11 protein-coding genes and 1 other RNA gene are annotated in these 14,586 nt (G+C 49.9%); 6 read left to right on the top strand and 6 right to left on the bottom strand.

Annotated features, from left to right (window positions below; all coding sequences use genetic code 11):
- Nucleotides 1-13 precede the first annotated feature (13 nt).
- The 5 genes from gatZ to ACLD11_RS00655 form a co-directional block, all read right to left on the bottom strand.
- Nucleotides 14-1,285: a tagatose-bisphosphate aldolase subunit GatZ gene (gene gatZ, locus ACLD11_RS00675; RefSeq protein WP_411014405.1), complete on the bottom strand. Its 1,272-nt coding sequence runs from the start codon at nucleotides 1,283-1,285 to the stop codon at nucleotides 14-16.
- Nucleotides 1,286-1,482: 197 nt separating this feature from the next.
- Entirely contained in the window at nucleotides 1,483-2,289 is an 807-nt protein-coding gene (locus ACLD11_RS00670) for an HPr family phosphocarrier protein (protein ID WP_411014404.1), read from the bottom strand.
- Nucleotides 2,276-3,703: a PTS fructose transporter subunit IIC gene (locus ACLD11_RS00665; RefSeq protein WP_411014403.1), complete on the bottom strand. Its 1,428-nt coding sequence runs from the start codon at nucleotides 3,701-3,703 to the stop codon at nucleotides 2,276-2,278. Before ACLD11_RS00665 ends, ACLD11_RS00670 begins: the two co-directional genes overlap by 14 nt.
- Nucleotides 3,704-3,729: 26 nt before the next feature.
- Nucleotides 3,730-4,644: a 1-phosphofructokinase gene (pfkB, locus tag ACLD11_RS00660; RefSeq protein WP_411014402.1), complete on the bottom strand. Its 915-nt coding sequence runs from the start codon at nucleotides 4,642-4,644 to the stop codon at nucleotides 3,730-3,732.
- A gap of 10 nt (nucleotides 4,645-4,654) precedes the next feature.
- The gene (locus ACLD11_RS00655; protein WP_000469985.1) at nucleotides 4,655-5,509 is read right to left on the bottom strand and encodes a tagatose bisphosphate family class II aldolase; all 855 of its coding nucleotides are present in this window, start codon (nucleotides 5,507-5,509) and stop codon (nucleotides 4,655-4,657) included.
- A 333-nt stretch (nucleotides 5,510-5,842) separates the two neighbouring features.
- Here ACLD11_RS00655 and ACLD11_RS00650 point away from each other — a divergent pair, with 333 nt between their 5' ends.
- Nucleotides 5,843-6,676, top strand: a complete 834-nt coding sequence (locus tag ACLD11_RS00650; protein ID WP_183059382.1) for a DeoR/GlpR family DNA-binding transcription regulator — start codon at nucleotides 5,843-5,845, stop codon at nucleotides 6,674-6,676.
- A 10-nt stretch (nucleotides 6,677-6,686) separates the two neighbouring features.
- Entirely contained in the window at nucleotides 6,687-7,634 is a 948-nt protein-coding gene (locus ACLD11_RS00645; RefSeq protein WP_001027807.1) for a sugar kinase, read from the top strand.
- A 239-nt stretch (nucleotides 7,635-7,873) separates the two neighbouring features.
- Here ACLD11_RS00645 and garD read toward each other — a convergent pair whose 3' ends face one another.
- Entirely contained in the window at nucleotides 7,874-9,445 is a 1,572-nt protein-coding gene (garD, locus tag ACLD11_RS00640; protein WP_001273720.1) for a galactarate dehydratase, read from the bottom strand.
- A gap of 530 nt (nucleotides 9,446-9,975) precedes the next feature.
- Here garD and garL point away from each other — a divergent pair.
- The 4 genes from garL to rnpB all read left to right on the top strand — a co-directional run bounded on the left by garL (nucleotide 9,976) and on the right by rnpB (nucleotide 13,312).
- Nucleotides 9,976-10,746, top strand: coding sequence for a 2-dehydro-3-deoxyglucarate aldolase (gene garL / locus ACLD11_RS00635; protein WP_001057715.1), 771 nt, complete (start codon nucleotides 9,976-9,978; stop codon nucleotides 10,744-10,746).
- A 25-nt stretch (nucleotides 10,747-10,771) separates the two neighbouring features.
- Complete coding sequence (gene garR / locus ACLD11_RS00630) at nucleotides 10,772-11,662, top strand: 2-hydroxy-3-oxopropionate reductase (protein ID WP_000178106.1); 891 nt, start codon at nucleotides 10,772-10,774, stop codon at nucleotides 11,660-11,662.
- A gap of 97 nt (nucleotides 11,663-11,759) precedes the next feature.
- Nucleotides 11,760-12,905: a glycerate 2-kinase gene (garK, locus tag ACLD11_RS00625; RefSeq protein WP_411014401.1), complete on the top strand. Its 1,146-nt coding sequence runs from the start codon at nucleotides 11,760-11,762 to the stop codon at nucleotides 12,903-12,905.
- Nucleotides 12,906-12,937: 32 nt separating this feature from the next.
- Nucleotides 12,938-13,312: RNase P RNA component class A (gene rnpB / locus ACLD11_RS00620), an RNA gene on the top strand.
- The last annotated feature ends 1,274 nt before the right edge of the window (nucleotides 13,313-14,586 follow it).

The following is a 14,586-nucleotide window of genomic DNA, read 5'->3' as shown; positions in this document are numbered from 1 at the left end:
AATTCTCCATTATTCAGGCGACATCCGGCGTGCAACCGAAGCGATAAGCGCGCAGAACATCCTGAATTTTGTCAATAATCAGGTTATGCGGCGTGGGGGTGAGCACGCCCTCAGACAGGCGTTCAAACTGTACGGGCATAAACTGGCTAATTAATCCCAGCGGCAATGTGACGTTATTCAGATTGGCGATTAACTTCTCTACGCTTTGACGAATACGCGGGTGCGGCCAGTAATAGCGAATACGGTCAGACAAACTAAAGTGGATGTCGACCATCGCCTGGCTCCAGGTGGGGCGGTAGTATTTTTTCCAGTAGCCTGGCTCGTTGAGCATCACTTCATCGATAACTTCCATCACGCGGCTACGTTGTTCCGGGGAGATCAGCTCGTTTTCCATTTGCGCAAGTGCAAAAATGGCTTCGCGCAGCGCGAAAGTGAGCGCCGGGCCGACCTTCAGAATGGCGTAATGATCGCGTACCAGCGCACGGTAGGCCTGGCGAGTTTGGTAATCAGTCGAATGTGCTTCATAGACCATCGGCGTCTCTTTGATCCAGTCGGAAAGCGCTTTAGCGGCCTGCGGTTGATAGTGGATAATCTGGGTATGATCAAATTCAACGCCCGGTTGCACCACAATGGCGATCACGCGTGACAGTGCTTCTTCCAGACCTGATTCACGAAACGCGATTTGGTGAGTTTCCAGCGTACGGGCAGCATCGACTTCGCGGGTGACATGAACGCTGCCGATGGTACTGGCTTCACCGCCAGGAACGGGCACTTCCGTGCCGATGACATAAGTCAGATGGCATTTTTGTTCTTCGTTTGCGGTCTCTTCTGCTGCTTTACAAAGCACGGCGGCACGGCGTGCAACGACCATCGGATCCAACGGTGTCGGGTCATCTGCGCAGGACATCGACGCGTCCAGGTGAATTTTGCTAAAACCAGCGGCGACATACGCTTTTATTAACTCAACCGACTTTTCCATTGCCGCCGCTGCCGGTTCGTTTTGCCAGCAGTTAGGTCCCAGGTGATCGCCGCCTAAAATAAGCCGTTCGCGTGGAAATCCCACTTCCTGGGCGATGCCATAGACAAAATCACGAAAGTCAGCCGGTTTCATGCCGGTATAACCGCCAAACTGATTAACCTGGTTAGAGGTCGCTTCAATCAATACTTTGTTGTCAGTATTGAGATCGAAAAGCAGAGCTGATTCGATAACCAGGGGATGAGCAGAACAAACTGAACAGATGCCCAGATGTTCTCCTGCTTTATGACGAGCAATTATTCCTTTCATTTTTATCTCCGAATTCTTTCGTTTGTTATCTTCGAAAGAATTTATAGGCTTTCGTAATGTTGTTTTGTGATTTTGATCTGATAAATGAAAGTTGCGAAAGAAAATGTAAGGTTACGAAAGGATGTGTAATGTCTGTAATTTCACTTTGTCATGAAAAACCGTACCCGCCGGAGCGGGCACGGAGGAACAAACGAAGGCTAATTAAACAATCGAGATAGCCAACTGCGCTTTGGCTTCATGGCTTCTGGTGGTGGGGTAACAGGAACGGTGATCATCTCGCCTGCACCAGAGGCGATAAGCTCCTCGATTTCACGTAGTGCCTGCTGTGCATCTTCGCCCTGCGCCCGGAACAACAAGCGATGCCCCTTTTTCGCGCCGAGCGACACCACACGCATCAGGTTTTTCCCGTCCACCGGGCCGGAGGCGTTATCCAGATTTTCTACCGTAATGTGGCTTTGAAACTGTTTGATAAACTTCACTAGTACCGCACTGGGTCTGGCATGTAAACCATGCGGATTATGGATGACAAACGTTGCCTGCTCACCCTCCTGCAACTCCACGGCTGCTGGCGTATTGGTCGTCGATCCAGTCAGTAGCGCTAAAACCTGACTGGGGGATTCGGCTTTAGCCAGTGCTTGCAGAATAGCGTCATCGCTGAGCACGCGAGTCAGTTGGCGCAAAATCTCAAGATGTTCATTGGAGCGCGCGGCAATTCCGGTGACCAGATACGCGGTGTTGCTGTCACCCCAGTCAACGCCGTGGCGAAAAACGATTACCTTTACACCGGTTTGTAATACCGCATCGCGAGACTCTGGCGTACCGTGTGGGATCGCGATTCCATTGCCCAGATAAGTGGAAATCTGTGCTTCGCGATCCAACATGCCGCGTAAATAGTCAGGCGTGGTATTGCCAGCCGCAGATAACTTTTCCACCACACGGTGCAGAGCGGTGACTTTATCGAGGCGCTCATCGCTGATAAAAATATCGTGTTCACAGAGCTGCATTCTGACCTCCAGCCTTTACTACAGGAGTTGTGTTGACTGAATTTTTGCGCACAGCCCACAATCTCCATAGGCCAAGCATCACCGCACCACATGCAGAGCCTGCAAGGATACATAACACCCAGGCCAGCGGCTGACTCACCAAAGGTAAAATTAAGAAGCCGCCATGAGGAGCCGGAACCTGAATACGCAAGCTGTAGCTAAGTACCGCGGAAATGCTGGAAGCAATCATCATCATCGGGATGACACGCAAAGGATCTTTCGCTGCGAAAGGAATCGCGCCTTCAGTGATGTGTGTACAACCGAGGATATAGTTAACCATGCCTGCGGCACGTTCTTCCTCGCTAAAACCTTTTGGAAAGAAGGTGGTCGCCAGAGCAATTACCAGTGGTGGAGTAATACATGCGGCAGACACACCAGCCATAAAGTAGAAGTTGCCCTGGCCCAGTAAAAGCGTGCCGGTGACATAAGCGGCTTTGTTTACCGGGCCGCCAAAATCAAAGGAGCACATTGCACCCACCACAATACCCAGCAATATTGGATTCGCTTCCTGTAGAGATGCCAGCCAGTTCATCATGCTATTATTGATAGCTGCGACAGGTTGCCCAAGCAGCGACATCAACACGCCAATAACCAGTACGCCAATGAGCGGCATAATAAAAATCGATTTCAGGCCTTCATACTGACGCGGTAAGCCTTCGAGTCGATTCTTTACCCATAACATCAGGTAACCGGCGGCGAATCCGGCAATTATCCCACCGAGAAATCCTGCGCCGGTAGCATTTGCCAGTAAGCCGCCGACAAACCCAGCCACCATCCCTGGTCTGCCAGAAATAGAGAATGCAATATAAGCGGTAAAGACCGGAACCATAATCGAAAAGGCTTGCTGACCGATTTTCATTAGCATAGCGGCGGTTGCATTGTATTGAGCTGAATTAGGATCAGCGGAATAAATCCCCCATAAAAACGACACCGCAATTAATATGCCTCCGGCAACTACAAAAGGCAGCATATTTGAAACACCACTCATCAGGTGCTTATAAATTTGTCGCCCCAGTGATTCTTTTTCGATAATTTCCGTGCTGGTGATTGATTCGCCTTTACGTATTGGGGCTTCACCATTAATAACTTTGTTAATCAGCTCCGCAGGATGATGGATTGCTTCTTTTACCGGTACTTCAATAACCGGTAAACCATTAAACCGATCAGGTAAGACATCTTTATCCGCCGCAATAATGACTCCGGAAATATCTACCAGATCAGCAGGTTGAATAGCATTTTCAACACCGCTGGCACCATTGGTTTCAACTTTTATTTCAACAGATAATTTTTTCGCGGCATTTTTTAAGGCTTCTTCAGCCATAAATGTATGCGCAATACCGGTAGGGCAGCCGGTCACTGCAATGATCTTTTTCATAAGCAGACCTTAAATTGTAATTTAACCTACAGCTTTCTGACGTGGATTTGCGAAAGTAAGGTTTCTATTGCCGCAAGTTGGCCTAATCCGGCAGAACTTGCGACATCAGCTCCTGTTGCACTGGCAAGAGATAAGGCATATTCCACTTCTCCTGTAGATAACCACTGGCTGAGAAAGGCGGCCAGTGCAGCATCGCCTGCACAGGCGGAGCTCACCAAATCAACCGTTGGCGCGTTACAAAACCAGTAATCAATCCCATTGGAGAAATACATTCCTTTAGCGCCAAGGGTTAGCAGAACATTTTGTGCACCAAGTGCATGTAAAGTGGTAAGAGTATTTTTCGCATCATTGTCGTCAGAGACAGTTAAACCGAATATTGCTTTAACCTCTTCATCATTTGGTTTAATTAATAACGGTTTGAACTCCAGTAATTGACGCAATGACGGATGACTAATATCTAAAATTACGCCGATATCTTTTTGCTGACAAATATGCATAATTTCTGCGTAAAAGCGGCTTTCAATACCTTGTGGCAGGCTGCCGCTTATCACCAGATATTCTGCATCGGGCAGTTGCGAAATAATCGTGATGATCTGTTGTTTACATTCATCTGGAATATATGAGCCAGGGTTGACCAGTTTATATTCCTGCTGTCCGTCATGAATGAAAATATTAATCCGCGTGGGTTCTTCTACCCATGCTGGAGTGACTGGCATTTTTCGGGTACGCAGGCTTTCTACAATATAATTCCCGGTGAAACCTCCAAAAATGCCTAATATATGCGCAGGTATTTGAAAGTGATCCAGGACCAGCGCAACATTTACCCCTTTACCATTTGGGCAAAACTCGGTGTGGTGAGTGCGATTGACAATATTGGGCTGTAAAGGATCGCTAAATATATTCATATCAATCGCGCTATTAAGTGTTAGCGTGTAGATCACAGGCGATTCCTCACAGTTGCCCTTCACAGCCGCAAACATGAATTACTTTGCGTACCACCTCTTTCATCGCCTGTTTTGCTGGTTGCATATAGTGGCGGGGATCATTGGCTTTCGGGTTTTGCAGGAAATACTCTTTTAAGGCGTCGGAGAAGGCGATTTTCAGTTCGGTGGCAACATTGACTTTGCATACCCCAAGGCTGATGGCCTGGCGAATATCGCTTTCCGGCAAACCAGATGCCCCATGCAATACCAGAGGGATATCCACCAGAGCGCGTATTTCTGCCAGTCGCTCAAAATCAAGTTTAGGTTCAGCGGCATACATGCCGTGTGCCGTGCCGATAGCAACCGCCAGCGAATCAATGCCGGTGCGCGCCACAAACTCACGTGCTTGCTGTGGATTGGTGTAAAGGGCATCTTTACTGTCTACCACTAAATCATCTTCGATCCCACCAAGGCGGCCCAGTTCTGCCTCCACGCTGGTGTCGTAGCGATGGCAAAAATCGACCACGCTTTTCACCAGCGCCACATTCTCTTCAAAGGGAAAGTGGGAACCATCGATCATGACTGAACGGATCCCTGCCATAACTTTGCTTTCGATATCGGCTAACGATTCATGATGATCCAGATGAATGGCCAGTGGCAGATTGTATTCACGAGCCAGATCGCCCGCGATCGCCACAATGTTACCCATTCCGGCATAGCTAAACGTGCCTGGTGTTCCGGCAACGATCAGCGGTGAGCGCATTTCTGCGGCGGTTTCTACCACCACCTGCAAGGTTTCCAGGTTATGGATGTTAAAGGCTGGCACGGCATAGCCTGCATGCTGGGCCTTCTGGAGCATATTTTTACTGGAAATAATGAACATAGTGGTCTCCGTTTATAATTTTCGAAATTAAACTTTAAAATAAAAATAACCTTCGTTTTGAAAGTAATGTAACGATCATTGCCACACATGATTGTGATCATCGACACAAAAGCAGAATAATTTTTCTTAAATGAAAGCAAAAATGTGGATTTAAGTTTTGTTTTGTAAGTGAATGGGAGATATGAAAATTCTATAATTAATTGATTTTATTGTTATGTTTTCCATTTAGCATTCGATGGCGTGGTGCAAAATTGACATCCCCTGTCAGAAGTTTAAAAATGAAAGTTAAAGCACGGGATAACTTCCCGACGAAGCGGAAAAAAAGGGTATGTTGTGGCAAAACCATCTACCAGCCTGTTGAAAAGGCGTCTGGACATTGCCGAAATCGTCCGTAAAAACGGCGAAATAAAAGTAGACGATTTGGCTGAAATGTTATCGGTTTCAGGGGTAACGATCCGTAATGATCTCAATTACCTGGAGCAACAAGGCTATCTGAAACGCTCCTTTGGCGGAGCGATTTACACGGCCCAACCCGTCAGAGCAGCGGTAAGCCATGAAGTGGTGCAGTCGCAGGCGTTAGAGCATAGCGTAGAGCTGGAACTGGCTAAGCAGGTTGCCCGTCTGGTCTGCGACGACGATACCGTGTTTCTGGGGGCCGGAGAGGTGTTGCGTAAAGCGCTTCCTTTCCTGGGCGATTATCGGGATCTGTGCCTTATCATCAACGATCTTAGCCATGTTGCGCCGGCCCGTGATTATATCGATGGTGAAATTGTGTTGTTGGGCGGTGTACTGGGGCGTAGTGGCCAGGCGCTGGGGGGCGAAATCGCCATCCAATCTTTGCAACAATTTCAACCGTCATGTTGTCTGGTGATGGTGGACCATATCAGCGAGGATGGCACGCTCAACGTGAAAAACGAAAGTGCGGCTGCTTTGCTAAGTGAATGCCTGCGCCTTAGTGGACAGAGTATTGCCGTGGTGGCGCAGCGTCCGATTCATGATGTGGCGCGTTATCCGGTAGGAAAACTGAATACGCTGAGCGCGATTATTACGCCACAGATTGTCGCCGCTGAGTACCACTCACGGTTTCTGGCCGACGGCTTAACCAACAGCTATACCAATAACGAATGTCTGACCTGGATAAACCCGGCCCTGCATCAGGCAAGATGAAGGACAACGCATGAACATAACAATCGCAACATTGGGTGAATTGCTCGTCGAGTTTCTGGCAAAAAAAGAGAATCAGGGATTTTCCTCACCGGGGGAATTTTGGGGGCCGTATCCCAGTGGGGCACCCGCCATATTTGCCGATCAGGTTGCTAAACTTGGTTTTCGTTCATTGTTGTTTAGCTGTGTTGGCAACGATGCCTTTGGCGTTATGAATATTACCCGCTTGTCGCGCGATGGCGTAAATGTACAGGGAATTTCCGTACTGCCGAACGCCACAACAGGCAGTGCTTTTGTTAGCTACCGAAGCCAGGCCCAGCGCGATTTTATTTTCAACATGCCGGACAGTGCGTGCGGTTTGCTAAGTGCCGATCACCTTGATGAAACATTACTCAGGCAATATCGCCACTTTCATATTATGGGATCGTCATTATTTTCCTTTCGTTTGATCGATGCCGTACGCAAGGCGATTAGCATTGTAAAAGAAAATGGTGGCACAATTTCTTTCGATCCTAATATCCGTAAAGAGATGCTAAAGATCCGCGAAATGTCGCAGGCCTTTGAATATATTCTTGATTACACGGATTTCTTCCTGCCAAGCGATGGCGAACTGGATTATTTCGGCCTGAGTAAATCCCGCGATGAAGAGAAAATTGTCGCAAGGCTTCACAAGCGTGGAATTGCCCACGTCATCATTAAACGTGGCGCCCGTGGAGCCAGTTACTATTCAAAAGACGAACAACATCATGTGGCTGGGTATCCGGTGAAGGTGGTTGATCCTACAGGCGCTGGCGATTGCTTTGGCGCAACCTTTGTTAGCCTGTTTCTTGCGGGATATTCCGTACCCGATGCTTTAGCCCATGCTAATGCCGCAGGATCGCTGGCTATCTCTGCGCGTGGGCCGATGGAAGGCACGTCCACGCTGGCACAAATTAAAGAATTGATGAGGCAGCAGAATTAAGTAAAGGTGATTAATAGGCTGTCGTTATATTCGACATAACTCAAATTGCATATGCTGCGACTCAAATTAGTGAGAAACGTAAGGCTGCGCCTGGCAGAGAATTTCAATTTATTGAATTTGAATGGTTTTATGGTGGAATAGGTGTTTTTGCCATATCCGGTATGAACATGGCGCAGTTTATCAAACATATGAAAACATGGCCCTTAAGCCATGTTTTGCGAGGCGCTTTCCAGAATAGATCAGGTCACTGGGGCCGGGTTAAATATCGCCAGTTGGTTATGTAGGCCCCACTGGTCCGAGAAAGTCTTCTTCCGGCCGCTGGCGACATCGAGAATAAAGTGAAACAGCTTCCAGCCCACATCTTCGATTGTCTCTTCACCCGTGGCGATGGTGCCTGCATTGATATCCATTAAGTCATACCAACGGTTCGCCAGCTCGGTACGCGTCGCCATTTTAATTACCGGCACCGCCATCAGCCCGTACGGCGTGCCGCGGCCGGTGGTAAAGACCTGTACGGTAATGCCGGAAGCGACCTGCTGCGTGCCGCAGACGAAATCACTGGCGGGCGTCGCGGCGTAAATCAGGCCGCGTTTGGTGGGGCGCTGGCCCGGCGACAATACTTCGACAATGGCGCTCTTACCCGATTTAGCGATAGAGCCCAACGCTTTTTCCACCACATTCGCCAGGCCGCCTTTTTTGTTGCCAGGGGACGGGTTAGCGCTGCGATCGGTTTTCCCCATATCAAGGTAGTTATCGTACCAGGCCATCTCATCCAGTAGGCGTTTACCCACGGCTTCGTTGATGGCGCGCGGTGTCAGAAGATGAATGGCATCGCGCACTTCGGTGACCTCAGAGAACATGACGGTCGCGCCGCAGCGTACCAGCAGATCGGAAGCGTAACCTACCGCCGGGTTTGCCGTGACGCCGGAAAACGCATCGCTGCCGCCGCACTGCATCCCGACGACCAGCTCGGAGGCCGGACAGGTTTCGCGCTGGCGCTGGTTCAGTTTCGTCAGATGGCGTTCGGCGACCTGCAAAATATCGTCGACCATTGATTTAAAGCCGACATGCTGCTCGTCCTGTAAACGCACAATACTGGCGCTTTCAACGGCGATGGCGGGAACATCCTCGGTGCCTTCCAGCAGCCGTTCCGGCTGCAGTTTTTCGCAACCGAGGCCAATCACCATCACTTCGCCGCCAAAATTGGGGTTGAGCGCGATATTATGAATCGTGCGAATCGGCACGACCGCCGCCGGCGCGTTGATTGCCACGCCGCAGCCGTACAGATGGTTTAGCCCTACAACGCCATCGACATTCGGGTATTTGGGCAGCAGATCGCGCTCAATCACTTTCACCACATAATCGACCACGCCCGCCACACAGTGCACGCTGGTGGTAATGCCAAGCAGATTTTTGGTGCCGACGCTGCCATCGGCGTTACGATAGCCCTCAAACGTATAGCCTTCCAGCGGCGGCAGCGGTTCCGGTACTTTGGTCGCCAGCGGTAGCGTATTCAGCGGCGGCGCTTTTGGCAGTTCAACCAGCGACTCGTCGATCCAGCTTCCGCGCGGGATGTCGCGTACCGCATAACCGATGACTTCGCCATAACGGATGATTTCGCCGTGAGCGGGGATGTCCGTCAGAGCGACTTTATGGCCTTGCGGAATATGTTCAGTCAGTTCCAGGCCATCCGGAAAACGTGTTCCGGCTTTAAGACCGTGGTCATTAACAATAATTGCGACATTATCGGTTTCATGTACTTTTATATAAAACGCCGATGGCGATTCCTGGCGAATTTCGATATTGGCCATTGTTCAACATTCTCCAGCCTGGATGATAGAAATAGGATTATCTATTTTGGTTATGGTTAAATCGTTAAATCTCAATATAAGAAATAAAGTTCATGCATAATGAAATAAGAATGACAGGAGTATAAATATAAGAATGTGATCCAGATCACCGCAAATTATGAAATTTTTTATGCAGGCCGGGTAAAGCGTAAATGTGTGCATTAGCGCCCAGTATCATGGGCGTATGCTCAAAAATAAGCGTTAAATAATCCCTTTTTAATGAGCGTTTGCACAATGATTATCCGCCATAGGCTGTTTATACTGAATGGCGAATTCAGTGTATCTGACGAGTTATTTGAAAATACCATGATAATAATAAAAGACGATAAAGATATCAGAACGGTATATTGTGCTACAGGATGTGTACCACATTAGAAATAGAATGCGGAGACCCATTCTGATCTCAGATAAGCATTTTTATTGTCGTTGCTATAAGTCATGGTGGCGGCATCACATGTAGAGAATTAAAGAAATAAGCGAAGGTATAAGCGATGAATAACGCTATTTTCCCGAATAAGTTTAAAGCGGCGCTGGCGGCGCAACAGGTGCAGATTGGCTGCTGGTCTGCACTGGCAAGCCCAATAACCACCGAAGTTCTCGGTCTGGCGGGATTTGACTGGCTGGTGCTGGATGGCGAACATGCGCCGAACGATGTGACCACCTTAATTCCGCAGTTAATGGCATTGAAAGGCAGCGCCAGCGCGCCTGTGGTACGTGTGCCAACCAATGAACCGGTCATTATCAAACGGATGCTGGATATCGGGTTTTATAACTTCCTGATCCCCTTTGTTGAAACGCAAGAGGAAGCAGCTCGCGCCGTCGCCTCGACGCGTTACCCGCCGGAAGGCATTCGCGGCGTCTCCGTTTCTCACCGCGCGAATATGTTCGGCACGGTGCCTGATTACTTTGCGCAGTCGAACAAAAACATCACCATTATTGTTCAAATCGAAAGCCAGTTGGGTGTCGACAATGTTGATGCCATCGCCGCAACGGAAGGCGTTGATGGCATTTTTGTCGGCCCAAGCGATCTGGCCGCCGCGCTGGGTCATCTCGGCAATGCTTCTCACCCTGATGTGCAGCAGACGATTCAACATATTTTCGCCCGCGCTAAAGCGCACGGTAAACCGTGCGGCATTCTGGCGCCGGTAGAGGCGGATGCCCGCCGTTATCTGGAATGGGGCGCGACCTTTGTCGCCGTTGGCAGCGATTTAGGCGCATTCCGCGCCAGCACGCAGAAGCTTGCCGACACCTTTAAAAAATAATCCTGGTATGGAAAGAGAGAACGCTATGACGATGAAAGTTGGCTTTATTGGCTTAGGCATCATGGGTAAGCCCATGAGCAAAAACTTACTGAAAGCAGGGTATTCGCTGGTGGTGTCCGATCGTAATCCTGAAGCGATTGCCGACGTCATTGCCGCAGGCGCGGAAACGGCCTCTACGGCGAAGGCGATCGCTGAACAGTGTGACGTCATCATCACGATGCTGCCTAACTCTCCGCATGTGAAAGAGGTTGCGCTGGGCGAGAACGGTATCATCGAAGGCGCGAAGCCGGGAACCGTATTGATTGATATGAGTTCTATCGCACCGCTGGCAAGCCGTGAAATCAGCGATGCGCTGAAGGCGAAGGGCGTTGAGATGTTGGATGCGCCGGTCAGCGGCGGCGAGCCGAAGGCGATTGATGGCACGCTGTCGGTGATGGTAGGGGGCGATAAAGCCATTTTCGACAAGTACTACGACCTGATGAAAGCGATGGCGGGTTCCGTGGTGCATACCGGCGATATCGGCGCAGGCAACGTCACAAAACTGGCGAACCAGGTGATCGTGGCGTTGAATATCGCCGCTATGTCTGAAGCGCTGACGCTGGCGACTAAAGCGGGCGTCAACCCGGATCTGGTCTATCAGGCGATTCGCGGCGGTCTGGCTGGCAGCACGGTACTGGATGCGAAAGCGCCGATGGTCATGGACCGAAACTTTAAACCAGGTTTCCGTATCGATCTGCACATTAAAGATCTGGCGAACGCGCTGGATACCTCCCACGGCGTTGGCGCGCAGCTCCCGCTGACCGCCGCCGTTATGGAAATGATGCAGGCGTTACGCGCGGATGGACACGGTAATGACGACCATAGCGCGCTGGCGTGTTACTACGAAAAACTGGCGAAAGTGGAAGTCACTCGCTAACGACGTTGTGCCCGGATGGCGTGTAGCGATCCGGGCCTGAATTTCAGGCTGGATAAGTGAAACGCCATCCGGCGTTGTGCAGTAACAGGCTACCACTATGAAAATCGTAATTGCCCCCGACTCCTACAAAGAAAGCCTTTCTGCCGCCGAGGTAGCACAGGCGATAGAAAAAGGATTTCGGGAAATTTTCCCCGATGCGCAATATGTGTCTGTTCCGGTTGCCGATGGCGGCGAAGGAACGGTCGAAGCCATGATTGCCGCGACGCAGGGCGTTGAACGCGCCGCATGGGTGACCGGGCCGTTGGGTGAAAAAGTGAAAGCCTGCTGGGGAATGTCCGGCGACGGCCACACCGCCTTTATTGAAATGGCGGCGGCCAGCGGACTGGCGCTGGTTCCGCCAGAAAAACGCAACCCTTTGATTACTACCTCGCGGGGAACGGGGGAGCTGATATTGCAGGCGCTGGAAAGCGGCGCAAGCAATATCATTATCGGCATTGGCGGCAGCGCGACAAATGACGGCGGCGCAGGGATGATGCAGGCGCTGGGCGCAAAACTGCGCGATGCAAACGGCGCGGATATCGGTTACGGTGGCGGAAGCCTTCATTGTCTAAGCGACATTGATATTTCAGAGCTCGATCCCCGTTTAAAACTCTGCGCTATTCGTGTCGCTTGCGATGTCTCTAATCCTCTGATCGGCGACAACGGCGCATCACGAATTTTTGGGCCGCAGAAAGGCGCGACCGAAGAGAACATTGTTGAGCTGGACAGAAATCTTGCTCACTATGCCGACGTCATAAAAAAATCGCTGAATGTCGACGTAAAGGCGGCGCCCGGCGCAGGCGCGGCAGGCGGTATGGGGGCGGCGTTAATGGCTTTTCTCGGTGCGGAATTACGCAGCGGGATCGAAATTGTCACGGCGGCACTGAACCTGGAGGAGCATATCCACGACTGTACGCTGGTGGTGACGGGAGAAGGGCGGATTGATAGCCAAAGTATTCGCGGTAAAGTGCCGATTGGCGTCGCGAATGTGGCGAAAAAATATCATAAGCCAGTGATTGGCATTGCCGGCAGCCTGACGCACGATGTAGGGGTAGTGCATCACTATGGCATCGACGCTGTCTTTAGCGTACTCACGCGCATCGTGACGCTGGAGGAGGCTTTTCGGGGCGCTTTTGACAATATTTATCGGGCATCCAGAAATGTTGCTGCCGCTCTGGCGATAGGAATGCGCAGCGCAGGGTGACAAAGTCGCGCGAACCCTCTATACTGCGCGCCGAAGCTGACCAGACAGTCGCCGCTTCGTCGTCGTCCTTTCGGGGAGACGGGCGGAGGGGAGGAAAGTCCGGGCTCCATAGGGCAGGGTGCCAGGTAACGCCTGGGGGGGAAGCCCACGACCAGTGCAACAGAGAGCAAACCGCCGATGGCCCACGTAAGTGGGATCAGGTAAGGGTGAAAGGGTGCGGTAAGAGCGCACCGCGCGGCTGGTAACAGTCCGTGGCACGGTAAACTCCACCCGGAGCAAGGCCAAATAGGGGTTCATAAGGTACGGCCCGTACTGAACCCGGGTAGGCTGCTTGAGCCAGTGAGCGATTGCTGGCCTAGATGAATGACTGTCCACGACAGAACCCGGCTTATCGGTCAGTTTCACTTCTTCATAAAACCCGCTTCGGCGGGTTTTTGCTTTTACAGGGCGGCAGGATGAATGACTGTCCACGACGCTATATCCAAAAGAAAGCGGCTTATCGGTCAGTTTCACCTCTTCATAAAACCCGCTTCGGCGGGTTTTTGCTTTTACAGGGCGGCAGGATGAATGACTGTCCACGACGCTATGTCCAAAAGAAAGCGGCTTATCGGTCAGTATCATCTCTTCATAAAACCCGTCAGTGTAAGCTGGCGGGTTTTTGCTTTTACCGGGCGACAGGATGAATGACTGTCCACGACGCTATACCCAAAAGAAAGCGGCTTATCGGTCAGTATCATCTCTTCATAAAACCCGTCAGTGTAAGCTGGCGGGTTTTTGCTTTTACAGGGCGGCAGGATGAATGACTGTCCACGACGCTATACCCGAAAGAAAGCGGCTTATCGGTCAGTTTCACCTCTTCATAAAACCCGTCAGTGTAAGCTGGCGGGTTTTTGCTTTTACAGGGCGGCAGGATGAATGACTGTCCACGACAGAACCCGGCTTATCGGTCAGTTTCACCTCTTCATGCAAAAAACCGTCAGTGTAAGCTGGCGGGTTTTTGCTTTTACAGGGCGGCAGGATGAATGACTGTCCACGACGCTATACCCAAAAGAAAGCGGCTTATCGGTCAGTTTCACTTCTTCATAAAACCCGTCAGTGTAAGCTGGCGGGTTTTTGCTTATCAGGCCGGTGAAGGGTATAGAGGTTGCAGAAGGCGCCAGTGTCACCATCCGGCAATTAATTGACAGCCGTGGTGACATAATATTATTCGTTTTTGTGATGAGAAACACAAAACGCTATGGATTGCGCTCTTTTTAGTTGAAGTGAAAAGCAATCGATTTCTTTTACAAAATTACATTCTGAAAAACAGCAAGAAAGCGGTGTAAATTATTTGTTGTAAATGAAAATTAAATGTATGAAATATTTTGGTTAAAATTTTATTAAATGTTTCTTTACAAACAAATAAGGTAAAAAAATGTGACGCGTAACGGTTTTTAAGCGCATTTACCTTCGGTTTATACTTAAATTTGAGAAATTACGCTTTAAATTTAACGCTGGAATTGTCGATAAAATGTCCCGTAATTGATTGAAATATCGTCTTCATAGGATGTCGAAAATAGGAGGTAAAATAGACTGGTTATCGCCATAATATATCGTTATCCCGACCCTATTTTTTGATTGAAATCAGACTAAGTTGCTTTTTTATTTTTGTAAATTATTGAATTAATAGGTTTTATTTATT

It is taken from the genome of Salmonella sp. 741265116_PST (genome assembly GCF_046567715.1).
In the GTDB taxonomy this organism is placed as follows: Bacteria; Pseudomonadota; Gammaproteobacteria; order Enterobacterales; family Enterobacteriaceae; genus Salmonella; species Salmonella enterica.
The sequence above is the reverse complement of the archived record's forward strand: the minus strand, read 5'-3'. Positions and strand labels throughout refer to the sequence as shown.

Bases quoted from the DNA above. Each gene is read 5' to 3' on its own strand.
- garD (WP_001273720.1), bottom strand. From the start codon at position 9,445: ATGGCCAATATCGAAATTCGCCAGGAATCGCCATCGGCGTTTTATATA.
- ACLD11_RS00665 (WP_411014403.1), bottom strand. From the start codon at position 3,703: ATGAAAAAGATCATTGCAGTGACCGGCTGCCCTACCGGTATTGCGCAT.
- ACLD11_RS00655 (WP_000469985.1), bottom strand. From the start codon at position 5,509: ATGTTCATTATTTCCAGTAAAAATATGCTCCAGAAGGCCCAGCATGCA.
- gatZ (WP_411014405.1), bottom strand. From the start codon at position 1,285: ATGAAAGGAATAATTGCTCGTCATAAAGCAGGAGAACATCTGGGCATC.
- garL (WP_001057715.1), top strand. From the start codon at position 9,976: ATGAATAACGCTATTTTCCCGAATAAGTTTAAAGCGGCGCTGGCGGCG.
- ACLD11_RS00670 (WP_411014404.1), bottom strand. From the start codon at position 2,289: ATGCAGCTCTGTGAACACGATATTTTTATCAGCGATGAGCGCCTCGAT.
- garK (WP_411014401.1), top strand. From the start codon at position 11,760: ATGAAAATCGTAATTGCCCCCGACTCCTACAAAGAAAGCCTTTCTGCC.
- garR (WP_000178106.1), top strand. From the start codon at position 10,772: ATGACGATGAAAGTTGGCTTTATTGGCTTAGGCATCATGGGTAAGCCC.
- ACLD11_RS00645 (WP_001027807.1), top strand. From the start codon at position 6,687: ATGAACATAACAATCGCAACATTGGGTGAATTGCTCGTCGAGTTTCTG.